Raw genomic sequence first — 24839 nt, forward strand, 5'->3', positions numbered from 1 at the left:
TCAGCCATCGCTGAGGCGCGCTTCGACCATTTCGCACAGATGATGATAGAGGCACAGATGCCCCTGCTGGATGATCGGCGTCGAAGTCGAGGGCACGTTAAGCAGGATGTCGGAAAGCGGCTTGAGCTTGCCGCCGGTATCGCCGGTCAGGCTGATCACCGTCATGTCCATCATGCGCGCCTGTTCGGCGGCGGCCAGGATGCTCGGCGAATTGCCGCTGGTCGAGATGGCGAGCAGCACGGCACCGGCCGCACCATGCGCCTCGACCTGGCGCGAAAACACCGTATCGAAACCGTAGTCGTTGCCCCAGGCGGTCAGCACCGCTGCATTGGCCGGCAGCGCGATGACATTGTAGGCCTTGCGTTCCTTCAGGAAGCGGCCGACGAGCTCGCCGGCGATGTGGATGGCGTCGCTGGCCGAACCGCCATTGCCGGCTATCAGCAATGCCTTCCCCGACGAAAGTGCGGCGACGACGGCGCTCACCGCGCGCTCCATCTCACCGGTGAGGTCGCGTTCGACCATCGCCGAGATCGCGGCCGCTGAGCGTGCCAGATAGTTGTTCAGTTCGGACATGAATTCCTCAATTGGTAATGCCGCCGGCGCGCAATTTGCCGATGGTGCCGGTGGTGCTCTTGCCGGCGACGAGGTCGACCAGCACCACCCGCCCGCCGGCCTTCTGCACCACATCGGCGCCAACCACGGTGCCGACGGTGTAGTCCGCACCCTTGACCAGTATGTCGGGCAGCAAAGCCTCGATTAGCGCCAGCGGCGTATCTTCCTCGAAGACGACGACGGCATCGACCGAGGCAAGGGCGGCCAGCACACAGGCGCGGTCATGCTCATCGTTGACCGGACGCCCCGGCCCCTTCAGCCGGCGCACCGAGGCGTCGCTGTTGAGGCCCAGAACCAGCCGGTCGCACTGGCTGCGTGCGGCGTGCAACAGGCTGACATGGCCGGCATGCAATATGTCGAAGCAGCCATTGGTGAAACCGACGCTCAAGCCCTCGTTCTTCCACGTCGCCACCAGCCTTGCAGCGGCAGCGGCATTGAGGATCGCGCTGTGATGAGCGACCGGCCCGTGCGAGCGAAACAGCGCGCCGGTCAATTCCTCGACCGTCAACCGCGCGGTGCCGCGCTTTCCCACCACCACGCCGCCCGCGGCATTGGCGAGGGAGGCGGCCATGACGCGGTCTGCGCCTGCCGCCAGAGCCAATGCAAACGTCGCGATGACGGTGTCGCCGGCGCCGGACACGTCGAACACTTCCCGGGCCTGCGTGGCGATGTGCCGGGCATCCTCCGCGCCGACGACGCTCATGCCCTTTTCGCTGCGCGTCGCGACGACGTAGTCGAAGCCATGCGCCGCGATCAGCTCACGCGCCGCGGCGACGATCTCATCATCGGCAAACACTAAGCGTCCGACGGCTTCGCCGAGCTCCTTGCGGTTGGGCGTGATCGCGGTCGCCCCGGCATAGCGCGCATAGTCATGGCCCTTCGGATCGACCAGAACCGGCTTGCCCGCCTCACGGCAGATCGAGATCAGCTCGCCGGCCACGCCGTCGTGCAATATGCCCTTGCCGTAATCGGACAGGATGACGATGTCGGCTTGCGCCAGCGCTGCGCGGAAATGCCGGATCAGCATCGCTCGCTCGGCGTCACTCAGCGACTTGATTTCCTCCTCGTCGAAACGCAGCACCTGCTGGTTGAGCGCGCTGAAGCGGCTTTTCGACGAGGTCATGCGATCGCGGTCCCGCGCGAGGCCATCGGTCCTGACGCCCAACTCTCCCAGCATGCCTATCAGATTGTTGCCCGCATGGTCGTCGCCGATCACCGAAACCGGTATGGCGGCAGCGCCGAGCGAAACGATATTGGAGACGACATTGCCGGCGCCGCCCATAGCCAGCATCTCGCCGCGCCCATGCAGCACGGGGATCGGCGCTTCCGGTGAAATCCGCTCGATCACGCCGTTGACGAAACGGTCGAGGATGAAGTCGCCGACCACCAGCACGGTGACGTCGCCGAACCGCGAAATAGCGCGGTGCAATGGCTCGGGAGAAGGCGGATTGTGCTTGATCATGTCATTTGCAACGCGCGGGAAAAGCCGATCTCAATGCTCTTGGAACCATTCGCCGAGAAAATGAACCGGCTGACCGATCTTTCATGGCGAAGCCGATATACCGCAATTCGCGCCAGCGCAACGGCGGCTCGCTGTGTCAACTTTTCTGCAAGGCCACGTGCACACCGAGCCCGACCAGCACCGCGCCTCCAGCCCGCTGCATCAGGCGCTGCGCGCGGCTCGAACGACGCAAGCGGCCGAGAACGGCGCCCGCCAGGAACACACAGACGATATCGGCAGAAGAGAACATCAGGTTGACGATGGTTCCAAGCACGACGAATTGCAGCCAGACCGGGAGTGCGGCCGATGCATCGATGAATTGCGGCAGGAAGGCCATGAAGAAGATCGCCGTCTTGGGGTTAAGCACCTCGACGGTGATGCTCTCGAAAAAGGCGCGGCGGGCCGATTTCTGCTCGATGGCGGGCAGTGCCGCGTCGCCGTCCGTCCGCTTGCGGAACAAGGAAACGCCGAGCCAGATCAGGTAGAGCGCGCCGATGAGCTTGACCGCCATGTAGAGCGGCGACACGGCGTGGAACAGCACGGAGAGCCCGGCAGCAGCCGCAAAAACATGCACATAGCCGCCGAGATGGATGCCGAATGCCGCCGTCAGCCCGGACCAGCGGCCGCGCGCCATGGTCTGCGCGGCGGCGTAAAGCATGGCCGGGCCGGGGATATAGGCGAAAATCGCGGTGGTGGCGAAGAAGGCGATAAGCAGTTCGGTCGACGGCATTCTTTTGTCCCTCGCGATCGGCCGAGCCGGCAAGCACCGACTGAGCGGAAGCTTTGCGGCGTCACTGTGGCGGCCGTCCCGCAGCCGCTGATAGTGTCACGGTAATTTGCAGGCCCTCGGAAGGCGCGGGGTTCCCTAGCCTGTCCCACGCTTCTTTGTACTGAGATAGCGCATAGGATTTGGGCTGCAACCAATACGACACCTTGCCACTACCATTGACTCCGCGGTGGGCTGCGGCTTTCACTTCCTCCATCGTGAGGACATAGCACGTTGGCGCTGCGGTGTTTGCATTGATGGTCACGACCCACCAATATGAACGGAGGTTGTCCAGAGAAGTGCCAAGCGGCACCGGGTTTTTCTTCGAGAGTGCCTTTGACTGAATAGGCAGGACACGACTCTCGTCGTCAGTTGCCGCATACAGGTCGGCACCTCTTGCGTTACGCACAGTAGGCATAACATGCCAACCCCGGCGAGATAACTCCCGTGCTACATGGTACAGACCAGCGTTGCCGGTTAGCTGATGCCGCATCGACAGGATTCCTATTCCAGTTAAGCTACCTGCTTCTTACACGGCCCACGCTTCCCCGGCTTCAGGGTTGTCTATACCACTAAGCGTAAAGGCGTTTCCGCCCTGCCATCAAACGGGATATGCGGAAGTGCCAATTTCAAACTGAGACATTGCCCGGCCGTCTGCTTTATCGACAGCCCTGCCGGCCTCCCCTATAAGGGCCGGAATCGGCAAGTGAAACGCGTATCAGGGCCAACACATGATCATCGTCACGGGCGGTGCCGGCATGATCGGCTCCAACATCGTCGCAGCGCTCAATACCGAGGGCCAAAACGACATTCTGGTCGTCGACGATCTCACCGACGGCCACAAGATCGCCAATCTCGCCGATCTCCAGATCGCCGACTATCTCGACAAGGACGATTTCTTGGCCCGGCTGGAGGCTGGAGGCCTGGGTCGCATCGAAACCATCTTTCACCAGGGTGCCTGCTCGACCACCACGGAGTGGAACGGCAGGTTCATGATGGAGGTGAACTACACCTGGTCGAAACGGCTGCTGCATGCCTGCCTCGCGCTGCGGGTGCCCTTTCTCTATGCCTCCTCGGCCTCCGTCTATGGCGCCGGCGCCGAGTTTCGCGAGGAGCCGCAATGCGAGCAACCGCTCAACGTCTATGCCTATTCCAAGAAGCTGTTCGACGACTACGTCAGGCGCACCGTCTTCGATACCGATCATTCGCAGGTGGCGGGCCTGCGTTACTTCAACGTCTATGGCCCGCGCGAGGCGCACAAGGGCGCCATGGCCTCGGTCGCCTTCCATCTGTTCAACCAGGTCCGGCAGGGACAGAACCCGAAGCTGTTCGGCGCCTATGACGGTTTCGGACCCGGCGAGCAGAGCCGCGACTTCATCCATGTCGGCGATGTCGCCGACGTCAATCTGTGGCTGTGGAAGCGTGGCTCGAGCGGCATCTTCAATTGCGGCACCGGCCGGGCGCAGCCGTTCCGCGCGATTGCCGAAACGGTGATCGACACGCTGGGCCAAGGGCAGATCGAGTTCATCGACTTCCCCGACCACCTCAAGGGCAGCTACCAGAGTTTTACGCAAGCTGATATGTCCCGGTTGCGCGCAGCCGGCTACAATGGCCAATTTCGCACAGTGGAAACCGGCGTCAGAGACTATGTCGAATGGCTGAAAGCCCAACGATCCTCGTGATCGGCCCACGCTGGGTGGGCGACATGGTCATGGCGCAGTGCCTGTTTTCGGCGCTGAAAGAGCTTCACCCGAATGCCGCGATCGATGTGCTGGCGCCGGCATGGGCGGCGCCACTGGTCGCACGCATGCCCGAGATACGCCAGCAGATCGATTTGCCGCTGAAATCCGGCGCTCTGGAGTTCCGCATCCGCCATCGCTTCGGCCGGCTGCTGCGTGGCCGCTACGACATCGCCTATGTCATGCCGGGAAGCTGGAAATCGGCCCTGATCCCGTACTTTGCCCGCATTCCGCGCCGTGTCGGCAATTTGCGCGAAATGCGCTACGGCTTGTTGACCGATATCGTGCCATTGCCCGACGCCGGGAAGCGACGCACGGCGCAGTCCTATTTCAACCTCGCCCAGGGCGGTACATTCCGCGCTCCAAGGCTAACCGTCGACGCAGCCAACCAGGCGACATTGCTGACCCGATTCGGGTTGGAAGCGAAGAAATTCGCAGCACTTATGCCCGGCGCCGAATTCGGTCCGGCCAAGCGCTGGCCCAGCGAACACTATGCCGGCCTTGCCCGTGACTTCATGGGCAGAGGTTTCAAAGTCGCACTGTTCGGATCGAAGAACGACGCCAACGTGACGGCGGAAATCGCCGCGCTGGCGCCAGGCGCTGTCGACCTCGCCGGCAAGACGCGGCTGGAAGACGCCATCGACCTGATATCGGCCGCCAGGCTCGCCGTGTCGAACGACAGCGGGCTGATGCACGTCGCCGCCGCGGTCGGCACGCCGATCGTTGCGGTCTACGGCTCGACCTCGCCTGAGAACACGCCGCCGCTGGCTGAGCGGCGTGAACTGGTCTGGCTCGGCCTGTACTGTTCGCCGTGCCACAAGAAGGTCTGCCCGCTCGGCCATCTCAACTGCCTGAAGACGCTCAAGGTCGCACGGGTCGCGGCGGCAGCGGATCGGTTGCTGGAAATACCGGCCGCCGCATGAAGGTGCTCATCGTCAAGACATCATCGATGGGCGACGTCATCCACACCTTTCCGGCCGTCGAGGATGCGCGCCGCAATCGGCCCGAAATCTCATTCGACTGGTGTGTGGAAGAGGCTTTTGCCGGCATCGTTGCCTTGCATCCGGCGATTGATACCATCCATACCGTGGCGATCCGGCGCTGGCGCAAGAACTTGCTCGACCGCGAAGCCTGGCGCGAGGCGGCGGGCTTGCGCCGCGCCTTGCGAGCTGGCCGCTATGATCTCGTCATCGACGCGCAAGGCCTGCTGAAATCGGCCCTGGTGGCGAAACAGGCAGCAGCACCCATTGCCGGCTTCGACCGTTCGAGCGCGCGCGAACCGAAAGCCGCCTTGTTTTATGATCGCCGCTACCCGGTGCCGCGCGAACTGCATGCCATAGAACGCACAAGGCGGCTGTTCGGGCTTGCGCTCGGCTACGAGCCGGATCTTTCCGTGCTCGAATCTGGCATTCAGCCGCCAGCCGGCGGTTCGACCTTTGTCGGCGAAAAAACCGCCTTCCTGCTACACGGTACCAGCCGTGAGGACAAGAAATGGCCGGTCGGCGACTGGATCGAGACCGCCCGCCTTCTGGTCGAAAAAGGCGTCACACCGGTCACCACCTGGTCAAACCAGGCTGAGAAGGTGGTTGCCGAGGCGATCGCCAAGGCCGTTCCGCGGACCGAACTGGTGCCGAAATCACCGCTTGCCGAGATCGCCGCGGTGATCGGCCGGTCAACCCTGGTACTCGGTGCCGACACCGGCCTCACCCATCTCGCCAGCGCCTTCGGTCTGCCGACCGTCGCCGTATTCCTGGCGACCGAGCCCGGGCTCACCGGCCCGCGCGGGCCGTTTTCATCGACGCTTATGGCCCCGCCCGGCGGACGCGTTGCGCCTGCGGAAGTAGTGGCGGAAGCCGAGAGGCTGATGGAGCGGCAGATGGTCGATCAGGCAGCCAGCAAGCGCTGATTTATTCAATTAATTCAATCTGGAAGGTCGGCGCTGCCCCTCATCCGCCTGCCGGCACCTTCTCCCCGTATAGTGACGGGGAGAAGAGGCTGAACGCAAAGTCGGCGCCTATTTTGCAAAGCTGAAAATTGGCGAAATCGTCGGACAAGGCGTCCTTCTCCCCGTCACTATACGGGGAGAAGTGCCCGGTCCACCCTCCGCAGCTGCAGCGCAGCTGCTGCGGAGGACGGACAAGGCGATGAGGGGCGGCACCATCCTTGGATTGGAATAGCGCAATTCAGGGACAAATCCTGCCCCTCAAATCCCCTCAAATAAACTGCACCTGGACGATCTCATAACCCCGCGCGCCGCCTGGCGCGTTGACTTCGATCGCGTCGCCGACTTCCTTGCCGATCAGCGCGCGCGCGATCGGCGAGGAGATCGAGATGCGGCCGGACTTCACATCCGCCTCCTGGTCGCCGACAATCTGGTAGGTCTTCTTCTCTTCGGTGTCCTCGTCGACCAGCACAACCGTGGCGCCGAACTTGACCTTGTCGCCGCTGAGCTTGGTGACATCGATCACCTCCGCCCGCGCGATCAGGTCCTCGAGCTCGTTGACGCGGCCTTCATTGAGGCTCTGCGCCTCTTTCGCCGCGTGGTATTCGGCATTTTCGGACAGGTCGCCATGCGAGCGCGCTTCGGAAATCGCCTCGATGATGCGCGGGCGCTCTTCCTGCTGACGCCAACGCAGTTCTTCCTTCAATGACGCGAACCCCTCGCCTGTCATCGGAACCTTGTTCATAATGCCTGACCTTTCCTGCCGCCACCCCCGCATTTTCGGGGATGGCCTTGTCGATGGGTACAAAAAAGAAAACGGTCCGGCAGCCTCGGGCTAACGGAACCGTTTCACCACAATTTCCCAAGATATAGCAATCTTTGCGCGGTTTTCACGTCCAAAAAGTCGGTTTTCAAAAATTCATCCGCATTTGTGCAAATGCCGTCGCGACAGCGAGGCTGGCGAAGCGAGGGGCGACAAAAAACCGGCCACGATTGCTCGTGGCCGATTGAGGAGTATTGAGGATGGAATCAGCTCCTCATGAAATGTTCGATCTGTTCCGACAGCATGCCATATTCGCGCGATCCCTTGCCGGCGCGCTTTTCGATCTCGCGGAGCTGTTCCTGGGCACCGGCCAGGTCGCCGATCTGCAGATGCGCTTCGCCGAGATATTCGCGCACCAGCGTGTAATCGGGATCGATGCGCAGCGCTTCCTCGTAATAGCCGAGACCGACGATGACGCGGCCGGAATGGCGATGCGAATAGCCGAGATAATTGAGGATGCGCGGATCCTGCTTGTTGGCGGCCAGGCTGAGCACGGCGATCGCCTCGTCGTAGCGGCCGGCCATCGCCAGGTCGCGACCCGCCTCATAGATATTGTCGTCATCCAGCATGCCTTGCTGCGGCGGCGCACATTTCTGCTTCTTCTTGTCCCAGACCTCACCCTTCTTGCACTTGGTGGTGGTTTCACCACCACCGCCGCCACCTTCACCGGCCGAAAACGCCGGAACCGCAAACAGCGGCAGGGCGGCAACCGCCAGAACCTGGATCAGCAATCGTCTGCGCATCGAAGCCTCCTTGAAAAGAACAACGCAACACTAACGCCGGGCGAAAGCCGTTTCATCCCGCAAAAGCCAGGAACCGACAACCAACCGCCCGGCCTCCGATCGAAGCTGACATGCAGACAGCTCCGCCGGAGTTTGCCAATGGTAAAGACTGTGAGCGAACGTGACGTGACGCGCGCTGCAAATTCGCTATCATCCGGCAAAACGGAGCATGCGGAGAAAGGCCAGTGCAGCAGCGCCTTGAAAGGGAATGGGAGCTCTCGATCGGTCCCGACACCGTGCGCCTGTTCATCCTCAAGGCAAAGGCGCTCAGCGCCGCCGTCAACGAAGACTACGCCGATGGCGCCGAGCACGAGATAGAACTCGACGGGCAGGCGCATGACAACCACCATCATGACGGCCTGGCCGAGGAAAGTTCGGAAAACCTCACCGAGGAAGAACTGCGCGAACTGATCAACGATCTCAATGTCGACGAGGCGGCCGAACTCGTGGCGCTCGCCTGGGTCGGCCGCGGCGACTATGACGCCTCGGAATGGGCGGACGCGCTGGCCGCCGCGCGGGAGCGCGCCAACAAGCGCACCGCCAAATATCTGCTCGGCATGCCGCTCTTGGCCGATTGGCTCGAGGAAGGGCTGGAAGCCATCGGTGCGTAACGCCGTCGTCACCGATCGTGATCGGCCCGCCCCTCATTTCGGGCAACTTCCACAGCCGCCCGCCGTTAGGGACGGATGGCGGCGCTGACCCTTCTGAGATTGGCCGGATTGAGCGGAGCGGCGCTGCCTTTGGCGGCGGCAACGCTACTTGCCGGAACGGCCTTGGCCAAAGCTCCGAAACTGCCCGAAACCGTACCCGTCCCGACGCTCAACCAATCGCAGCCAACGCAAAAAGACGCTCCAGCCGACGTGCCGGTGCCCGAGCCGCGCCCCGCTGACGCGCCAAAGCCTGATCGGCAGGAGCCGCCGGCGAACGCTCCAAAGCCGACCGAAAAGCCAAGGCCGACTGAAAAGCCTGGGCCGACTGAAAAGCCTGGGCCGACCGAAAAGCCGGCTGAGGCGGAATCCGAGGCGCAACCGCCCACGATCGCCCGGCAACCGCCGGAGAAGCCGGCTGAGGCGCAAGAAAAGCAAGAGAAAAAAATTCAGCCAGATCCGCGCTCGGCCGACGTGCCGGATGAAAAAATGCCGGACGAGGAGCTTGCCTGTCGGCGGCGGTTGAAATCGATGGGTGTCGACTTCGAGGAACACAAGCCCGAGCACAATCCGGAAATCGGCTGTTCGATCCCCTATCCGATCATGCTGAAGACGCTCGGCAAATCGATCGCCATCGGCCCGCAGGCCGAGCTGAATTGTCAGATGGCCGAGGCAGCGGCGCGCTTTGCCGCCGATATCATCCAGCCGGCGGCCAAGGCGGAATTCGGCGCTGACCTCAAATCGATCAGCCAGGCATCCGCCTTTGTCTGCCGGCCGCGCCACGGCACCAGGAAACTGTCGGAACACGCCTTCGGCAACGCGCTCGACATATCAAGCTTCACGCTCCCGGACGGCAAGAAGATCGAAATTGACCTGGCGCCGCCGGAAAAAGACGGCAAGTTCCTCAATGCCGTGCGCAAGGCAGCCTGCGGGCCATTCAAGACCGTGCTGGGGCCAGGCGCCGATGCCGACCACGCCTTGCATTTCCACTTCGACCTCGAACCGCGCCGCAATAGCGGCACCTTCTGCCAGTAAACATTGTTGGCCCAAACCGCCTGCCGCAATTTGGCCGCAGGCCTGAACGCCGGCGCTGAGTTTTCCTTTACCCTTGATCGTTAAAATGCCCGATATCTGGAAAGGGATTCCACCGATGGACGGGATATTTCGCGCGGCGTCTGTGCTCGCGCGGCAATCGAGGCGCGTGCGGGGGGCCGCCGGCGGGCTGGCCGCAGCGCTTGCCATTACGGCGATCTCGGCTTGCACCACCGGCAGCGTGCTTTCACTGGAACCGGCCGTCGATGTCGGCTCCCAGACGGCCGCCGTACCGCAATATTCGGGCATGCAGAGGCTTGTCCCATCCAATCCCGACATGATGACGGCCGCCTATCCGCGCATGGAAGACCCGATGTCGCAGCCTGAGCAGATGCCGGCCAGCGAAACCGACTGCCGCCAGCAACTGAAGCGCCTGGATGTCGTCTACACCGATCTGGCGCCGATCCACGAGGGCCAGTGCGGCATCGACTATCCCGTCAAGGTCTCGGCCATCGGCAGCATCCAGATGAAGCCGGCGGCGACGCTGACCTGCGACATGGCCGCCACCTTCGCCGGATGGACAAAGAAGGAGCTCGTTCCCTCTGCCCGCTGGCGCTATTTCTCGGGCGTCAAGACCATCCACCAGGGCTCGAGCTATTCCTGCCGCAGGATCGCCGGCGAAGGCGTGCTGTCGGAGCATGGCAAGGGCAACGCACTGGACGTCATGAGCATCGAGCTCAACAATGGCGACGACATCGATGTGCGCAAGCCTGGCCTGTTCGCCTTCCGCACGCGCGGCTTCCTCAACAATGTGCGCGCCGACGGCTGCCAATATTTCACCACCGTGCTCGGCCCCGGCTACAATTACGACCACCGCAACCATTTCCATTTCGACATCAAGAACCGCAAGAACGGCTATCGCGCCTGCCGCTAGAGCATCGGACCCAAAAGTGGATACCGGTTTTGGGAAAATCCGATGCTTCGACACGGAACGAATGCCCTCTGCCCAAGGTCTGCGGCACCACGTAAAGTGGCGCCATATCGCCTGGGTGACGTCTCTTGCGCCAACGAAGCCTGAAACGACGTGCAACGGCCTGGCTGGTGGCATTCCTGGCTGGCTATCTCGTGCTCGCCTATTTCGCCGCGCCTGAGTTCTGGACGTTGCGGGACCGCAACTTCCGCTCGCACAGCTTCGAGATGGTGACGCACACGCCGCAAGGCATTCCGGGCGATCCGATCAATGTCGGCCTTGTCGGCACCGAAAAAGAGCTCGTCCACGCCTTCGCCGTTGCCGGCTGGGACACCGCCGACGCCATCACGCTGAAGACCGCGATCGAGATCGGCGAAAGCGTGCTGTTCGGTCGTCCCTATCCCGACGCGCCGGTCAGCCGGCTGCTGTTCGAAGGCCGCGCCCAGGATCTGGCCTTCGAAAAACCGGTCGGCGACAGCGCCGACCGGCGTCATCACGTCCGCTTCTGGCATACCGATACGACCGGCGACGATGGCCGGCCGTTGTGGCTGGGTTCGGCAAGCTTCGATCGCGGCGTTGGCCTCAGCCACGACACCGGCGCCATCACCCACCATATCGGCCCCGACATCGACGCCGAGCGCGATTCCCTGATCCGCGACCTTTCCGCCGCCGGCATGCTGATCTCGACCAGCGAAATCCCCGGTATCGGCGCAACCAGGACGGGGCGAAACGGCGGTGGCGATCCCTATTTCACCGACGGCAAGGCCGTGATCGGCGTGCTCAGGCAATTGCCCTAGGCGCGTCGCTGGCGATCCTTGGCCGGCCCCGGTCGCGCCAGCGCGGTTCGGCTTCCGCTTTCGGCTGCTCTCTCGATCGCGGCGATGATGCGATGCACTGCGACCGCATCCTCGAAGCTCGGCGCCGAGCGAGTACCCTCGCGCAGGTCCCTGGCCATCCTGGCATAGACGCGGGCGACGTTCCCGGGCTCCACATCTTCCGGCCAGCCGGAACGGTATGAGGCGGGAACCTCCAGCGGCCGGAACACCTTCTCCCCGTTCCGCGCGCCCTTGAGGGAAAGCTGTACCATCTGCGTGTGGCCGGAGGGACCCGATATCAGGAAATCGCCTTCCGTGCCGTTGATCTCCCAGACCAGGCCGTCGTCATCTCGCGCCGCGCCGCCTCGGTAATGGATGGACAGGGGCGCGCCGCTGGCGAGCACCCCGCTGACCAGCACCTGGTCCGGGGCGGACACGGGCAGAGTTTCCCCGGTATCGACCGCGAGCGCCGTGGGCCGCCGCGTAGCCAGCACCGCGGATACCTCCGCGACGTCGCCGAGCACCTCCCTGAGCGCCGCCAGCGTGTGCCCCACCGGGATCGTCAGCATGGTGGCGCCGTTGGCGCGATCCAGCAGATAGGCGTAGATCTTCTTTTCGGAGATGGAGCCGCCCCAGCCGCCGCCCCGCGCGACCAGGGTGGTCGACAGCACCTCGCCGACGAACCCGTCGGCGATCAGATGTCCCAGATACTCAATTTCCGGAGCAACGCGCGCTTGGGTTCCGACCACGCCCAGGACACCCTTGGACCGAGCAAGCGCGGCGAGTTCCTCGGCCTCGGCCAGCCCGTTGCCAAGCGGCCATTCGCAGTAGACGTGTTTGCCCGCGCCGATCGCCGCTTTCACGATCCCAAGGTGAGGAGGCACCTTCACCGTGACAGTGACGATGTCGATCTCCGGCGCCGCGATCAGCTCGGCAACGCTGGCGAAAGCCCGCGGCAGCCCGGTCGCGCCGGCCGCCTTCTCGGCGCTGGCCAAGCTGCTGTTGGCGACGCCGACTATCTCGAAGGTCTCCGATAGTGCATTGAGCGCAGGAATGTGGGCCCGTGCCGCCCAACTCCTGCCCGGCTGCAATCCGACGATACCGACCTTGAAGCGTTTTCCTGGCATGGTGTTCGGTTCTCCTTCACGCAACCCTGGCTTTGCCGTTTGGATTGCGAAACCGGCCGTTCCGGAATCTTGCCCTAGCAGGCTTCGACCTGGACAGGCCGAGCCCACTCATCTGCCAGTATCTGTTGGTATCTGGATCTGTTGATATCGGGCTCATCTCGTTCCACGCTCCGCGTTTGGTGACTACGCCGCACATTTATGCCGTTTCACTATGGAGAAAAGCGCTTCCATGCAGCATATTCGGAAACGAATTAAGGACAAAAACTCTACAATTGGAGAGCTGCATTGGAACCAGCCGGCCTGCAAGGCATTCTCGCATTCGTCCAGGTGGTCGAGGCCGGCAGCTTCACCGAGGCCGGCAGGCGGCTGCATGTGACGAAATCGGCGGTCGGCAAGTCGATCGCGCAACTGGAGCGGCGGTTGGGCGTTCGCCTGCTCAACCGCACGACCCGCAGTCTCAGCCCGACCAGCGAAGGCCTGGGCTACTACGAAGCCTGCGTCAGGGCACTCGCCGAGATCGAGGCTGCCCAGTCATTGCTCGCCGCGCGGCGGCTGGTGCCTTCCGGCCGGCTTCGTGTCGACGTGCCGCTGGCCTTCGGACGCAGATGCGTCGCCCCCGTGCTGTTCGACATTTCCAGGCAGTTCCCGGATCTGACGATGGAAATTTCCTTCAACGACCGCCGCGTCGACCTGATCGAGGAAGGCATCGATCTGGCCGTTCGCATGGGCGATCTCGACGATAGCCTGTCGCTCGCCGCGCGCCGCATCTATGCCCAGCGCTCGGCCATTTGCGCCGCCCCTGCCTATCTCGAAAAACACGGCAGGCCGCGATCGATCGACGACCTCGCCAGTCACAGCGTCATTGGCTACGGCCGCGACGGCATCGTCCGGCCCTGGACCGTGAGGCATGCCGACGATCATGTCGGGAAATTCGCACCGCAGGCGCGGCTTGTCCTCGGTCATGGCGAACCGATGCTGGATGCCGCCCTTGCCGGCTGCGGCATCGTCTTTCTGCCGACCTGGCTGGCGGCCGACAGTCTCAAGCGCGGCGAACTCGAAATGGTGTTGTCGGACTGTCTCGTCGAAGACATCGTCGTCCACGCCGTCTGGCCGGTGACGCGTAATCTCACGCCGAAGGTCCGCGTCGTCGTCGATGCCCTGATCGAGCATTTCTCGTCGCCGTCCTGGGATGCGACCTGAATGGAGCAGTCTTCACCGTGAAAAGTGGCGGCCATCTATTTTCGAAGACCACGCCGCAATGCTATTGACCCTTCATGCTTTACGCTGAAATCGCTATCGTGGTCGTCCTCATCTGCGTGAACGGCCTCCTGGCAATGTCCGAGCTTGCCATTGTCTCGTCACGGCCTGCCCGCCTCAAGGCGATGATCGACCGCAACGTCAGGGGTGCCGGCCGCGCCCTGGCGCTTGGCTCCAACCCCGGCAAATTCCTGTCGTCGGTGCAGATCGGCATCACCCTGGTCGGCGTTCTGTCCGGCGCATTTTCCGGCGCCACGCTCGGCGAACGGCTGTCCGTATTCCTGGCATCGACCGGCATCCGCGAAAGTCTTGCCGACCCGATCGGCGTCGGCATCGTCGTCGCCGTCATCACCTACTTCTCGCTGATCATCGGCGAATTGGTGCCCAAGCAGATCGCGCTGCGCGATCCTGAACGCGTCGCCGCCAGGGTCGCTCCGGCGATGACCATCCTCGCCACGGTCGCCGCCCCTCTGGTCTTCCTGCTCGACATTTCCGGCCGCGCCATCCTGTGGCTGCTTGGTCAGCGCGGCGAAAGCGAGGAGAAGGTCACCGATGAGGAGATCAAGATGCTGGTCGCCGAGGCCGAGCATCACGGCACCATCGAATCCGACGAGCGCCGCATGATCGCCGGCGTCATGCGGCTCGGCGACCGCGCCGTGCGCGCGGTGATGACGCCGCGTACCGAGGTCGACTGGATCAACCTGCAATCCGACGATGCGGCGATCCGCAGGCTCTTGATGGAAACCCAGCATTCGCGTCTGCCGGCCGGCGATGGCGGCGTCGACGCCATGATCGGCGTCGTCCAGACCCGCGACGTGCTGGCTGCCATGCTTGGCGGCCGCGCGCTCGACCCGCGCCGTCACGTGCGCGCCGCCCCCATCGTCCATGATCAGGCCGATGCGCTGGATGTGCTTTCCAAACTCAAGGAATCCGACGTGCCGATGGCTCTGGTCCATGACGAATACGGCCATTTCGAAGGCATCGTCACCCCGGCCGACATACTGGAAGCCATCACCGGCGTCTTCCGGGCGGACCTCGACGCCGGCGACGAGGAAAACGCCGTCAAGCGCGAGGATGGCTCTTGGCTGCTCGCCGGCTATATGCAGGCCGACGAGATGGCGGATGTCCTTAGCATCGACCTGCCGGAGAACCGCGACTACGAGACCGTCGCCGGCTATGTGCTGTCGCACCTGCACCATCTGCCGGCGACCGGCGAATGCGTCGACGCGCAAGGCTGGCGCTTCGAAGTGGTCGACCTCGACGGCCGCCGCATCGACAAGCTCATCGCCACGCGCCTGCCGAGCGGCCATCGCGAAGTCGCGCGGTGACGCATCGACCGATAGTGTGAAGAAGTCGGCCCAACGCGGACCTCCGGCACTTAATTCCAACGGCCGCTTTTTATACCAAACCTGGCCGGCAGAGGTTGTCCCCCCTACGACTTCATCTCAACGCGGATGCCATGCAGGGTCTTGCCTGAGGCGTTTAGCACGCGACCTGCCGGCTGGGGCGCCATGTGGACGACGAGGCAGCCCCGGCCATCCCACGCGTGGATCGCTTGTATGACATCTCGATTGGGCGGCATCATGATCCCATCCGGCGCGAAGTCATGGATCGGCCCTTGCACCTGATCGAACACGAAGACCGACGGCCAGCGATGGTGGTGCGTTGGCTCTTCTTCGTCGGGCTCGAGGATCACTTCAAGCACGCGCAGCCTGTCGTTCTCAAACACGACCTTGTGGTTGGCGGGAGCCGCAATCACTGCGTCAAGCTCAGGATCCCATTGTCCCGGGTCGGTCTTGTCGATGATATCGATGGTCATGGTTCTCCTCCATTGGGTTACTGCCCGGATGCTCGGCGCCGGGGTACACCGGTCGCGAAGCTCCGAATCCAGCGAGTCTCAGGCCGCCGGTACCGATTGAATTGCGCCTTGCGCGCAGAACAGCTGCCCGTCCGCCAGCCGAGCATAATTATGGACGACCTTGTTCTCGTGATCCTGAACCTGGACGATGAAGTTGCCGCTCTGCTCGGTCCAACTCATAATGAAGAGACCCGGACGAACGCCTGTCAGATCGCTCTGAACCACCTCGTCGACCTCAGTAGCGCCGATCGTAGCCTGCACGCGCAATTCTGTCAGCGACAGGACCGTCAGCCTCGGCACGAACGGGCCGAACGCGCAATCGAAAGTCTTTCCGACCAGCGAGGTCGGAGTACCATTGGCCGCAGCCATGCTAATCCTCCTTCATGATTCTTTATGATTTTGGTGAACATTTCCAGTGTTAGGCATACTTAGCCTTCGCCGGCACAAAAATACCAGGAAAATCTGCTTATTTGCTATTTTGGAGCGCTCCAAAGATAAATTCTGACTTTTGGTGCGCGGAGTCAAGAAAAAACTTGGAGCGCTCCAAAAAATTGTCTAACTGGAGAAAATGAGTGCTTCCAAAATGCCAACCCTCGCTGATGTCGGCCGGGTCGCCGGGGTCTCCCGCGGCACTGTTTCGAATGTATTCAACCATCCAGACCTTGTGCGGGCCGATGTGCACCAGCGCGTCAAGGCTGCGGCCCGCCAGCTTGGTTACGACGGCCCCGACCCCAGGGGACGAGTGCTGCGTGACGGCAAGTTCAATGCCATCGGCTTCCTGCCGCCAGGGGCGTATGCCATTGCCGACGTGATCAGAAGCCCATACGGGCGAGAACTGGTGCTTGGCGTTTCGATTGCCTGCGATGCGGCCGGAGCGACGCTGAGCTTGATCAATGGCAGAGACGAAACGCGTAACTCCAGCATCAGAGAGGCATTGGTCGACGGCTTCATTCTGGGCCACAGCGCGGACATCGATCTCATCACCTCGGCGCAGCGCCGGCGCCTGCCTTTTGTCATCCTGGAAAGCGATGCAGGTCCGGATGTCAATTCAATCCGAATCGACGGCAGGAGCGGCGCGCTGGCGGCTGTCAGGCACCTGGCTGCTCTTGGACATCGGCGTTTTGCCATCCTATCCATCCGGCGCACATCCGGGCCGCCGATCATCCATATCCCGGGCAGCGGCAAAAGCGCGATTACCGCGGGATTTCAGCTCGACCACGAAAGGCTCGTGGGCTTCGCCCAGGGCCTGGCGGAGATTAATCTGTCAATCAACGATGTCCCGATAATCGAGACTACCCCAGGAGAACCTTCCGCCGGAGCGGTCGTATTCGATCGGGTTCCGCAAGCAACGGCGATCCTGACCATGTCGGACTGGCAAGCAATCACGGTGCTCGACGAAGCAATTCGTCGTGGCATAAACATACCTGAGCACCTGTCCGTGGTGGGCTTCGATGGCACCGCTGAATCTGCTCGCACCACGCCCCCCCTCACGACCGTAGCGCAGGACATCGCGGGGAAGGGGCGGCTTGCCGCCGACATGGTGTTCGCGAACGCGGCCCCGAAGCAAATCGTCATGCCAGTCGAATTGGTGGTCCGTGGCTCGACCGCCCGACCGCGTCGCTAAGTCTCCTTGGCACGCAAGGCTGGCGCTTCGAAGTGGTCGACCTCGACACGGCCGCCGCATCGACAAGCTCATCGCCACGCGCCTGCCAAGCGGCCATCGCGAAGTCGTGCGGTGAGCTGACGATCAGCCTTCACAAAGAATGTCATTACAGACCGACGGGGTGCCCCCGACGGAGCAACGCTGCTCCCAGGTGCCTGGCGGCGATCCGATTGAACATAGCTTACGAGGCCGCCGCGATAACAAAGCGGCGCCAGCCACCGAATGACGAGATATCGGAGGCATCGGTCAGGCCAGCGGTTTCGACCAGAAAACCCTTGGCCGCGCTGCCGTCCTCGAGTTCGATCGTGCCAATGCCGAGCGGCGGCGGAATGGCCGCGACAAAACGGCCGAAGGCGTCGGCGCAAAGTCGCCAGACCTCGACTTCGACCGCGGTGCCGCCATCGCCAACCCGGATCAGGCCGGGCTTGGGCACCGACTGGCCGGCAAGCGCATAGAGCCTGTAGGCAGAGGCTGTCCTTGCCGCGCGCGAGAACCGTGCGCCGAGCTGGCTGAGTTGGCTGTTGAGCGGCATGCCCGACAGGTGCGCGCCGACGACCACCAGATCGATCATGCCGTCGTCGGTCGACGACGCTGCCGGGAGCATGCCCGGCTGCTGCCAGACGGTTGCGCCGAGCGAAAGCCCGCTCGCGGCATGGATATCGCGGGCAAGTGTGGCGGTCAGGCCATCCCTGCCCGCCATGGAGAGCAAGGTCACGCTCATCGGCAGACCGTCGTCGCGCGTGCCTGTCGGCACCGCGATGCCGCACAAATCGAGCAGATTGACGAAATTGGTATAGGTGCCGAGGCGGCTGTTGGTGACGATCGGGTCGGCGAGCACCGCATCGACCGTGTAATGGGTCGGCGCGGTTGGCACGCAGAACACGTCGACCGAGGTGATGACCGGAGCGAGCTTCGCCTTGTAGGCCTGCACGGCATAGAGGCCGCGGAAGGCATCGGCCGCCGAGAGGTTACGCGCGCCACCGATGATCCTGCGCGTTACCGGGTGCATGGCCGCCTCGTTGGCCTCCATGAAATCGGCAATGGCCGCGTAGCGTTCGGCCACACCAGGCGCCCTCGTAGAGAAGATCGGCGGTGGCGTAGAAATCGCTGAAGGGGATTTCGACCAGCCGGCAGCCGAGCCGCGACAACATGGCAAGCGAGGCCTCGAAGCCGGCCTGCATCGAAGCGTCGCCAAAGAATTTCAGGTCGGCTTTTGCCGGGATACCGACGCTCAGCACCGGTGGGCGCGCGGCGAGCGGCTGCACGGCGATGTCCCGCGAATAGGGATCGGCGGTGTCACGCGCCGCGGCAACGGAGAATACCCTATAGGCGTCGTCGACGGTCAGCGCGAACACCGAGACGCAGTCGAGCGTGCGGCAGGCCGGCACGACGCCGGCGGCCGACAGCGCGCCAACCGTCGGCTTCAGCCCGACGATGTTGTTGAGGCCGGCGGGAATACGGCCGGAGCCGGCGGTGTCAGTGCCGAGCGCGAAGGAGACGATGCCGCGCGCCGTCGCCACAGCCGACCCCGAGGATGAGCCGCCCGGCACCAGCTCCTCGTCGATGGCGTTGCGCGGGATAGGCCAGGGCGTGCGCACGCCAACAAGGCCGGTGGCGAACTGGTCGAGATTGGTCTTGCCGACGACCAGCGCACCGGCCGCCCTCAGCCGCGCCACCACGGCAGCGTCCTTGTCGGGCCAGTAGGTGTATTCGGCGCAGGCCGCCGTCGTCGGCATGCCGGCGACGTCGATGTTGTCCTTGACGGCGAAGGGAATACCCCAGAGTGGCCTGGCGACAGGATCGAACCGGCCGAGGTCCGCGGCCGCAGCCAGCAGTGCGGCCTTGTCGGCCAGATAGATGAAGATGCCGGGGTCGTCGGCGGCTGCGAGGCGTGCATAGACGGCGTCAATCACCTCCGCGACGCCGGTACCAGCCTGATAGGCGCCATGCAGGCTGCCGATGTCGAAGTGGATGTCGCTCATTTGGCCTCCCCCAGAATGATCACCGGCAGGTCCCACTGGATCAGCACGACGCAGCCGTCTTTCGTCCACACCGAATGCTCGGTCCCGACCGGGTTCAGGACGACGCTGCCAGCCGGATAGTCGCCGTTCTCGTCGCTCTGGGTGCCGTCTAGCACGACGATCGTCTCCAGCCCGGCATGGCGGTGGCGTGGCACACCGGCGCCGGGCCGGTAGTTGAGGATGGCGACCGACGGCTCGACCGGCCCGCCCTTCAGCAGCCAATGCACACTGATACCATCGCGGAACGGCTCGAACGCGAGATCGCGCCAGCCGTCGTCGAGCAGGCCGGCAAAACTCAGATTAGGCATTGGCAATTCCCTCGAGCACCTGGTCGGTGGTCGCAGTCCAGCCAACGATGGCGCCCTGCGCCCTGATCATGGCGATCGCCGCCGCCTTGAACTCGGGGAAATAGCTTTCCGTCGCGTCCTCGGCAAGCAGGCAATCATAGCCGCGGTCGTTGGCCTCGCGCATCGTCGTCTGCACGCAAACCTCGGTGGTGACGCCGGCAAAGACCAGTTGCTCGGCGCCGAGCTTCCTGAGATCCTCGCCGAAGGAGGTGGCATAGAACGCGCCCTTGCCGGGCTTCTCGATGACGATCTCGCCGGGCAGCGGCGCAAGCTCGTCGAGGATCGCCGTGCCCGGCTCACCGGCGATCAGCACGCGGCCCATCGGCCCGGCGTCGCCGATGCGGATCGACGGATTGCCGCGATCGCGCTTGGCGGAAGGCAGATCCGAAAGGTCGGGCCGGTGGCATTCCATGGTGTGGATAACCGGCAGGCCGGCGGCGCGAAAGCCTTCGATCAGTCTCTTCACCGTCGGCACGATCGCCACCACCCGGCTGACGTCGTTGCCGAGGCTGGCGCCGAAGCCGCCCGGCTCGGCGAAATCGCGCTGCATGTCGATGACGATGAGCGCCATGGTCCGCGGCTTGAAGGCGAATGGAAACGGCTGCGCCGCGATTTCAGCCATCAATGATGTCCCGCCATGTGCTCACCGATCGTCTGCACGCTCGCCTGTGCGATCGGCGTCTCGTAGACAAGCGCGCCGTCGGACATGACGAAGATGCGGTCGGAGAGTTCCAGCAACTCGTCGAGATCCTCCGACATCAGAAGCACGGCCGCGCCGGCATTGCGCGCCTTCATGATGCGGGCGCGAATTTCGGCGACGGCCGAGAAGTCGAGGCCGAAGCAGGGATTGGAGACGATCAGCAGATCGACCTCGCCGGTCAGTTCGCGGGCAAGCACGGCGCGCTGCACATTGCCGCCCGACAGCGAGGCGATCGGCGACGACAGCGATGCGGTCTTGACCTTGAACTGCTCGACCAGCCTGGCGCTGAACGCGCGGATGGCGCCGGCGCTGATCCAGTTCACCGGCTTGCCGTTGCCGTCGATGTCGAAGGTGCGGAAGGAGATGTTCTCGGCCACCGTCATCTTCGGCGCACAGGCGTTTTTAAGCGGCTCCTCTAGGATCAGGCGGACATTCAGCGCACGCGCCTCGGCGCGCGTCGCCGCATAGGCGGTGCCGCGCACCATGACTTCGCCGGTATCGCGCGGGCGCTGCCCGGCCAGCACTTCGAGGAATTCCTTCTGGCCGTTGCCGGAAATGCCGGCGATGCCGACGATCTCGCCCGAGCGCACCCCAAGATCCTCGATGCGGATCGACTTCAACCCGGTGCGGTCCGGTGCCTTCAATGCTTTCACCTTGAGCACGATCTCGGCGTCCAGCTTCGGCTCGGCACGGCTGTCGAGCGCCGCGATCGGCTGGTCGCCGATCATCATCGCCGCCATCGCCTTGTGGTCGAGATCGGTAACACGGCCGGATCCCGTAAGCTTGCCCTTGCGCAGCACGCTGACGTCGTCGGCGAACGCCGTCACCTCGTGGAATTTGTGCGAGATCATCAGCACGGTGAGGCCGCCCGCTCTGGTCATGGCGCGCACCAGTCCCAGCACTTCCTGCGCCTCGCCGGGGGTGAGCACCGAAGTCGGCTCGTCCAGCACCAGGAAGGAGCGGCCGAGATAGAGCTGCTTGACGATCTCCAGCTTCTGCTTCTCGCCAGCGGCGAGTTCGGCCACCTTGACGTCGAGCGGCAGCTTGAACGGCATCCGCTCCATGAACACGGCAAGCTCGCCGCGCTCGCTGCGCCAGTCGATGATGCCAGGCACCTTCTCGCGCGAAATGACCAGGTTCTCGGCGCCGGTCAGCGACGGCACCAGCGTGAAATGCTGGTAGACCATGCCGAGGCCGAGCGCCGAGGCGTCGCGCGGACTACCGATCGCCACCTCGCGGCCGTCGACCAGGATGTCGCCAGAGGTCGGGTGGTAAAAACCCATCATGCATTTGACCAGCGTCGACTTGCCGGCGCCGTTCTCGCCGAGCAGCGCGTGGAAAGAGCTGGCCGGAACCTTCACCGAGACATCGTCGAGCGCGGTGAAGGCGCCGAATCGCATGGTCATGCCGATGGTCTCGACGCCGACCGCCTTGCTGTTGGTGGTTGCGCTCATCGCGATGTCCTCACGGCAGCTGGGCGACGAGCGCGACCGAATTCGACACCGCGCCGAACACGCCGCCCTGCATCTTGATCATCTTGATGGCGGCGAGATGATTGCCGTAGTCGGTGGCGCCGCAGCAATCCTCCAGCATCACGCATTCGAAGCCGCGGTCATTGGCCTCGCGCATGGTGGTGTGGACGCAGACATCGGTGGTGATGCCGGTGAGCACGATGTTTTCGATGCCACGCTGGTTGAGGATCAGCTCGAGGTCGGTGGCGCAGAACGAGCCCTTTCCCGGCTTGTCGATGATCGGTTCGCCCTCGGCCGGATAGAGATCGGAGATGATATCCCAGCCCGGCTCGCCGCGCACCAGGATGCGCCCGCAGGGGCCGGGATCGCCGATGCCGGCATTGATGCGGCGTGAGCGCCAGCGCTTGTTGGCCGGCAGGTCGGCAAGGTCGGGCCGGTGGCCCTCGCGGGTGTGGATGATGGTGTAGCCCTTGGCGCGCATCGCCGACAGCACCGACTTGATCGGCTCGATCGGCGCCCGCACCAGCGACAGGTCGTAGCCCATATGATCGACATAGCCGCCCGGCCCGCAAAAATCGGTCTGCATGTCGATGATGATCAGCGCCGTATTGTCGGACCTCAGATCGCCATTGTAGGGCCATGGATAGGGATCGGCCTCGATGTAACGCTGCCCGGCTCTGGCGTTCATGGCAAAAACTCCGGTGTCATTTGGTGATCGACAGTTCGCCGGGCGCGCCGGCGAGCGAACGGCTGGGCGAGGAGGTGGCGATCATGATGATCAGGGTGAGGATGTAAGGGGCGGCGTAGAAGAGATAGTAGCCTTGCGTGACGCCGACCGACTGCAGTGCCGGGCCGAGCGCACCGGCGCCGCCAAACAGAAGGGCCGCGGCAAAGCAGCCGAGCGGGTTCCAGCGAGCGAAGATGACCAGCGCCACCGCCATCAGCCCCTGCCCCGACGAGATGCCTTCGGTCCAGCTGCCGGGATAGTAGAGCGACAGATAGGCGCCGCCGATGCCGGCCAGCGCGCCGCCGATCCCGGTGGCGATGAGACGCACCGTGTCCGGGTTGAGGCCCATGGCCCGCGCCGCGTCGGAACTGTCGCCGACGACGCGCAGGATGAGGCCGGCGCGGGTGTTGCGGAAGGCCCACCACAGGAACACCGCCAGTGTCGCGCCGATCAGGAACAGCACGTTGACGTCGAGTGCGGCTTGCACCTGCGGAATGTTCGACCAGGCGCCGAGGGGAATGGCCGGCAGGTCGGGCGCCGAAGGCTGGATGAACGGCTTGCCGAAAAAGAAGGCGAGGCCCGAGCCGAACAGCATCTGGGCAATGCCGATGGCGATGTCGTTGACCCCACGGAACTTGCAGATCCAGCCATGGAACAGGCCGAAGCAGAGCCCGGCGAAGGCTGCCGCGATGAGGCCGAGCCAGGGGGAGCCGGTCATCACCGCCACCGCATAGGCGGCCATGGCGCCGAAGACCAGCGTGCCTTCAAGACCGAGATTGATGCGGCCGGAGCGCTCGGTGATGGCTTCGCCGAGCGAGACGAAGATGAAGGGCGTGGAAACGCGGATGGCGCCGCCGAGGATGGCGAGCGGCACGCCCCAGAGGCCGATCCCGGTGGCGTCCATCAACTGCTCCTTTGCCAGAGATCGGGATTGAACGCCTTGAAGCGGCCGTAAAAGGTTTCGCTGAACAGGATGACGATGAACAGCATGCCCTGCAGCACCAGCACGGTGGCGTCGGGCAGGTCCATGCGGCGCTGGATCAGCCCGCCGGAGGCATCGATGCCGCCCAGCAGGAATGCGACCGGAATGATGGCCAGCGGATTGTGCCGCGCGAGGAAGGCGACGAGGATGCCGGTATAGCCATAGCCGGCGGCGAGCGAGGCGTTGGCGCTGCCCTGCACCGCCGCGACCTCCAGCATGCCGGCAAGACCGGTAAAGGCGCCGGCGAGCCCGGTGAAGCCGACGATCAGCGAACCGACGGCAAGCCCCTGCACCTGGGCGGCCCTGACATTGCCGCCCGCGATACGGGCGGCAAAGCCCCAGCGGGTCTTTTCGATCAGCACCCAGGACAGCACGCAGGCCAGCACGCCGACGGCCAGGCCCCAATGCACCTCCATGCCCGGTATGTTGCCGATGCGGTAGACATCGGCCAGCGGGTGGGTCGATGGCTTGTTGAGCGAGGCAGGGTCGCGCAGCGGCCCTTCGACCAGTTGGTTCATCAGGGCAATCGCGATATAGGCCATCAGCAGGCTGGAGATGGTCTCGTTGACGGCGCGGTAGTGGCGCAGCGCGCCGACGGCACCTATCCAGATGCCACCGGCGATCATGCCCGCCACGCCCATGGCGAGAATGACGATGAAGGATGGCGCACCGCTCAGCACCACCCCGATGGCAGCGGCCGCGACGCCACCGAGTACGATGGCGCCCTCTCCGCCGATAACGACGAGGCCGAGCCGGGCCGGCAGCGCCACGCAGAGCGCCGCCAGCAGCAGGGGAGAGGAGCGCGACAGCGAGTTCTGGATCGAGAACCATGAACCGAAGCCGCCGCGCCACATCGTTTCATAGAGCTGGACCGGCGACTTGCCGACAGCCAGGATGAACAGGCTGAACAGGGCCATGCCGACGACCAGCGCCGCGAGCGGAATGACGAAGGCCTCGGCGCGCCGGGCGATCCATTCCAGCGCCGCCGGATAACCCCTGGCGCCGAATGTCGCCGGTACGCCGGCCCCTGCCACCGTGTCTGTCATCCTGCCACCT

24 protein-coding genes and 1 pseudogene are annotated in these 24839 nt (G+C 63.9%); 10 read left to right on the plus strand and 15 right to left on the minus strand.

The window, feature by feature from the left end:
* The 3 genes from MESS2_RS26220 to MESS2_RS26230 all read right to left on the minus strand — a co-directional run bounded on the left by MESS2_RS26220 (position 1) and on the right by MESS2_RS26230 (position 2843).
* Positions 1-573, minus strand: coding sequence for a D-sedoheptulose-7-phosphate isomerase (locus MESS2_RS26220; RefSeq protein WP_008877606.1), 573 nt, complete (start codon positions 571-573; stop codon positions 1-3).
* Between the two features lie 7 nt (positions 574-580).
* Positions 581-2074 carry a D-glycero-beta-D-manno-heptose-7-phosphate kinase gene (rfaE1, locus tag MESS2_RS26225; RefSeq protein ID WP_008877607.1) on the minus strand — a complete coding sequence of 498 codons (1494 nt, stop codon included), beginning with the start codon at positions 2072-2074 and terminating at the stop codon, positions 581-583.
* 136 nt (positions 2075-2210) lie between these two features.
* Positions 2211-2843, minus strand: coding sequence for a LysE family translocator (locus MESS2_RS26230; protein WP_008877608.1), 633 nt, complete (start codon positions 2841-2843; stop codon positions 2211-2213).
* 767 nt (positions 2844-3610) lie between these two features.
* Here MESS2_RS26230 and rfaD point away from each other — a divergent pair.
* From rfaD to waaC, 3 genes are read left to right on the plus strand one after another with little or no spacing between them, the layout of a single operon-like run.
* Entirely contained in the window at positions 3611-4561 is a 951-nt protein-coding gene (gene rfaD, locus MESS2_RS26235; RefSeq protein ID WP_008877610.1) for an ADP-glyceromanno-heptose 6-epimerase, read from the plus strand.
* Positions 4534-5541, plus strand: coding sequence for a lipopolysaccharide heptosyltransferase II (gene waaF, locus MESS2_RS26240; protein ID WP_040594078.1), 1008 nt, complete (start codon positions 4534-4536; stop codon positions 5539-5541). The genes rfaD and waaF overlap by 28 nt, the downstream gene beginning before the upstream one ends.
* The gene (waaC, locus tag MESS2_RS26245; protein ID WP_008877612.1) at positions 5538-6524 is read left to right on the plus strand and encodes a lipopolysaccharide heptosyltransferase I; all 987 of its coding nucleotides are present in this window, start codon (positions 5538-5540) and stop codon (positions 6522-6524) included. The genes waaF and waaC overlap by 4 nt, the downstream gene beginning before the upstream one ends.
* Positions 6525-6831: 307 nt before the next feature.
* Here waaC and greA read toward each other — a convergent pair whose 3' ends face one another.
* Both greA and MESS2_RS26255 read right to left on the minus strand, forming a co-directional pair.
* A complete protein-coding gene (greA, locus tag MESS2_RS26250; RefSeq protein ID WP_008877613.1) occupies positions 6832-7305 on the minus strand; it encodes a transcription elongation factor GreA in 474 nt (157 codons plus the stop codon).
* A 284-nt stretch (positions 7306-7589) separates the two neighbouring features.
* Complete coding sequence (locus MESS2_RS26255; RefSeq protein ID WP_008877614.1) at positions 7590-8126, minus strand: tetratricopeptide repeat protein; 537 nt, start codon at positions 8124-8126, stop codon at positions 7590-7592.
* A 224-nt stretch (positions 8127-8350) separates the two neighbouring features.
* Here MESS2_RS26255 and MESS2_RS26260 point away from each other — a divergent pair, with 224 nt between their 5' ends.
* The 4 genes from MESS2_RS26260 (at position 8351) to MESS2_RS26275 (ending at position 11611) form a co-directional block, all read left to right on the plus strand.
* Complete coding sequence (locus MESS2_RS26260; protein WP_008877615.1) at positions 8351-8776, plus strand: DUF3775 domain-containing protein; 426 nt, start codon at positions 8351-8353, stop codon at positions 8774-8776.
* A 525-nt stretch (positions 8777-9301) separates the two neighbouring features.
* Positions 9302-9847 (plus strand): extensin-like domain-containing protein, encoded by a 546-nt coding sequence (locus tag MESS2_RS34205; protein ID WP_425277760.1) that lies wholly within the window; start codon positions 9302-9304, stop codon positions 9845-9847.
* A gap of 115 nt (positions 9848-9962) precedes the next feature.
* On the plus strand, positions 9963-10778 hold the full coding sequence (locus MESS2_RS26270; protein WP_008877618.1) for an extensin-like domain-containing protein: 816 nt from the start codon (positions 9963-9965) through the stop codon (positions 10776-10778).
* Between the two features lie 125 nt (positions 10779-10903).
* Positions 10904-11611, plus strand: coding sequence for an LssY C-terminal domain-containing protein (locus MESS2_RS26275; protein WP_008877619.1), 708 nt, complete (start codon positions 10904-10906; stop codon positions 11609-11611).
* Here MESS2_RS26275 and MESS2_RS26280 read toward each other — a convergent pair.
* The gene (locus tag MESS2_RS26280; RefSeq protein ID WP_008877620.1) at positions 11608-12756 is read right to left on the minus strand and encodes a Gfo/Idh/MocA family protein; all 1149 of its coding nucleotides are present in this window, start codon (positions 12754-12756) and stop codon (positions 11608-11610) included. The two genes, MESS2_RS26275 and MESS2_RS26280, sit on opposite strands and share 4 nt — an antisense overlap.
* A 285-nt stretch (positions 12757-13041) precedes the next feature.
* Here MESS2_RS26280 and MESS2_RS26285 point away from each other — a divergent pair, with 285 nt between their 5' ends.
* Together MESS2_RS26285 and MESS2_RS26290 are read left to right on the plus strand one after the other, a co-directional pair.
* Entirely contained in the window at positions 13042-13956 is a 915-nt protein-coding gene (locus MESS2_RS26285; RefSeq protein ID WP_008877621.1) for a LysR family transcriptional regulator, read from the plus strand.
* A gap of 74 nt (positions 13957-14030) precedes the next feature.
* Positions 14031-15341, plus strand: coding sequence for a hemolysin family protein (locus MESS2_RS26290; RefSeq protein WP_008877622.1), 1311 nt, complete (start codon positions 14031-14033; stop codon positions 15339-15341).
* A gap of 104 nt (positions 15342-15445) precedes the next feature.
* Here the strand turns inward: MESS2_RS26290 and MESS2_RS26295 are convergent, their stop codons facing one another.
* Together MESS2_RS26295 and MESS2_RS26300 are read right to left on the minus strand one after the other, a co-directional pair.
* Positions 15446-15832 carry a hypothetical protein gene (locus MESS2_RS26295; RefSeq protein WP_008877623.1) on the minus strand — a complete coding sequence of 129 codons (387 nt, stop codon included), beginning with the start codon at positions 15830-15832 and terminating at the stop codon, positions 15446-15448.
* 78 nt (positions 15833-15910) lie between these two features.
* The gene (locus MESS2_RS26300; protein WP_008877624.1) at positions 15911-16240 is read right to left on the minus strand and encodes a MoaF-related domain-containing protein; all 330 of its coding nucleotides are present in this window, start codon (positions 16238-16240) and stop codon (positions 15911-15913) included.
* Positions 16241-16439: 199 nt separating this feature from the next.
* Here MESS2_RS26300 and MESS2_RS26305 point away from each other — a divergent pair, with 199 nt between their 5' ends.
* Entirely contained in the window at positions 16440-17495 is a 1056-nt protein-coding gene (locus MESS2_RS26305; RefSeq protein WP_040594080.1) for a LacI family DNA-binding transcriptional regulator, read from the plus strand.
* Between the two features lie 220 nt (positions 17496-17715).
* On the opposite strand, the pseudogene atzF reads toward MESS2_RS26305, so the two are convergent.
* The 7 genes and pseudogenes from atzF to MESS2_RS26340 form a co-directional block, all read right to left on the minus strand.
* Positions 17716-19516 (minus strand): annotated as a pseudogene (atzF, locus tag MESS2_RS26310) (allophanate hydrolase).
* Complete coding sequence (locus tag MESS2_RS26315) at positions 19513-19863, minus strand: cupin domain-containing protein (protein WP_008877627.1); 351 nt, start codon at positions 19861-19863, stop codon at positions 19513-19515. The pseudogene atzF and the gene MESS2_RS26315 overlap by 4 nt, the downstream one beginning before the upstream one ends.
* Entirely contained in the window at positions 19856-20524 is a 669-nt protein-coding gene (locus MESS2_RS26320; RefSeq protein WP_008877628.1) for a cysteine hydrolase family protein, read from the minus strand. Before MESS2_RS26320 ends, MESS2_RS26315 begins: the two co-directional genes overlap by 8 nt.
* Positions 20524-22056 (minus strand): ABC transporter ATP-binding protein, encoded by a 1533-nt coding sequence (locus MESS2_RS26325; RefSeq protein WP_008877629.1) that lies wholly within the window; start codon positions 22054-22056, stop codon positions 20524-20526. Before MESS2_RS26325 ends, MESS2_RS26320 begins: the two co-directional genes overlap by 1 nt.
* 10 nt (positions 22057-22066) lie before the next feature.
* Positions 22067-22762 carry a biuret amidohydrolase gene (biuH, locus tag MESS2_RS26330; RefSeq protein ID WP_008877630.1) on the minus strand — a complete coding sequence of 232 codons (696 nt, stop codon included), beginning with the start codon at positions 22760-22762 and terminating at the stop codon, positions 22067-22069.
* Positions 22763-22778: 16 nt separating this feature from the next.
* Positions 22779-23705: an ABC transporter permease gene (locus tag MESS2_RS26335; protein WP_008877631.1), complete on the minus strand. Its 927-nt coding sequence runs from the start codon at positions 23703-23705 to the stop codon at positions 22779-22781.
* Positions 23705-24829, minus strand: coding sequence for an ABC transporter permease (locus MESS2_RS26340; RefSeq protein WP_008877632.1), 1125 nt, complete (start codon positions 24827-24829; stop codon positions 23705-23707). Before MESS2_RS26340 ends, MESS2_RS26335 begins: the two co-directional genes overlap by 1 nt.
* Positions 24830-24839: the final 10 nt, after the last annotated feature.

Origin of the sequence: Mesorhizobium metallidurans STM 2683 (genome assembly GCF_000350085.1) — a bacterium.
Taxonomy (GTDB): domain Bacteria; phylum Pseudomonadota; class Alphaproteobacteria; order Rhizobiales; family Rhizobiaceae; genus Mesorhizobium; species Mesorhizobium metallidurans.

What these genes read in the sequence shown, in the direction of transcription:
- MESS2_RS26300 (WP_008877624.1), bottom strand. Translation starts at nt 16,240, where the DNA reads ATGGCTGCGGCCAATGGTACTCCGACCTCGCTGGTCGGAAAGACTTTC.
- biuH (WP_008877630.1), bottom strand. Translation starts at nt 22,762, where the DNA reads ATGAACGCCAGAGCCGGGCAGCGTTACATCGAGGCCGATCCCTATCCA.
- MESS2_RS26325 (WP_008877629.1), bottom strand. Translation starts at nt 22,056, where the DNA reads ATGAGCGCAACCACCAACAGCAAGGCGGTCGGCGTCGAGACCATCGGC.
- MESS2_RS26340 (WP_008877632.1), bottom strand. Translation starts at nt 24,829, where the DNA reads ATGACAGACACGGTGGCAGGGGCCGGCGTACCGGCGACATTCGGCGCC.
- MESS2_RS26280 (WP_008877620.1), bottom strand. Translation starts at nt 12,756, where the DNA reads ATGCCAGGAAAACGCTTCAAGGTCGGTATCGTCGGATTGCAGCCGGGC.
- MESS2_RS26295 (WP_008877623.1), bottom strand. Translation starts at nt 15,832, where the DNA reads ATGACCATCGATATCATCGACAAGACCGACCCGGGACAATGGGATCCT.
- MESS2_RS26270 (WP_008877618.1), top strand. Translation starts at nt 9,963, where the DNA reads ATGGACGGGATATTTCGCGCGGCGTCTGTGCTCGCGCGGCAATCGAGG.
- greA (WP_008877613.1), bottom strand. Translation starts at nt 7,305, where the DNA reads ATGAACAAGGTTCCGATGACAGGCGAGGGGTTCGCGTCATTGAAGGAA.
- rfaE1 (WP_008877607.1), bottom strand. Translation starts at nt 2,074, where the DNA reads ATGATCAAGCACAATCCGCCTTCTCCCGAGCCATTGCACCGCGCTATT.
- MESS2_RS26220 (WP_008877606.1), bottom strand. Translation starts at nt 573, where the DNA reads ATGTCCGAACTGAACAACTATCTGGCACGCTCAGCGGCCGCGATCTCG.
- MESS2_RS26320 (WP_008877628.1), bottom strand. Translation starts at nt 20,524, where the DNA reads ATGGCTGAAATCGCGGCGCAGCCGTTTCCATTCGCCTTCAAGCCGCGG.
- MESS2_RS34205 (WP_425277760.1), top strand. Translation starts at nt 9,302, where the DNA reads ATGCCGGACGAGGAGCTTGCCTGTCGGCGGCGGTTGAAATCGATGGGT.
- MESS2_RS26255 (WP_008877614.1), bottom strand. Translation starts at nt 8,126, where the DNA reads ATGCGCAGACGATTGCTGATCCAGGTTCTGGCGGTTGCCGCCCTGCCG.
- MESS2_RS26230 (WP_008877608.1), bottom strand. Translation starts at nt 2,843, where the DNA reads ATGCCGTCGACCGAACTGCTTATCGCCTTCTTCGCCACCACCGCGATT.
- MESS2_RS26290 (WP_008877622.1), top strand. Translation starts at nt 14,031, where the DNA reads ATGCTTTACGCTGAAATCGCTATCGTGGTCGTCCTCATCTGCGTGAAC.
- rfaD (WP_008877610.1), top strand. Translation starts at nt 3,611, where the DNA reads ATGATCATCGTCACGGGCGGTGCCGGCATGATCGGCTCCAACATCGTC.
- MESS2_RS26315 (WP_008877627.1), bottom strand. Translation starts at nt 19,863, where the DNA reads ATGCCTAATCTGAGTTTTGCCGGCCTGCTCGACGACGGCTGGCGCGAT.
- waaF (WP_040594078.1), top strand. Translation starts at nt 4,534, where the DNA reads ATGGCTGAAAGCCCAACGATCCTCGTGATCGGCCCACGCTGGGTGGGC.
- MESS2_RS26335 (WP_008877631.1), bottom strand. Translation starts at nt 23,705, where the DNA reads ATGGACGCCACCGGGATCGGCCTCTGGGGCGTGCCGCTCGCCATCCTC.
- waaC (WP_008877612.1), top strand. Translation starts at nt 5,538, where the DNA reads ATGAAGGTGCTCATCGTCAAGACATCATCGATGGGCGACGTCATCCAC.
- MESS2_RS26305 (WP_040594080.1), top strand. Translation starts at nt 16,440, where the DNA reads ATGAGTGCTTCCAAAATGCCAACCCTCGCTGATGTCGGCCGGGTCGCC.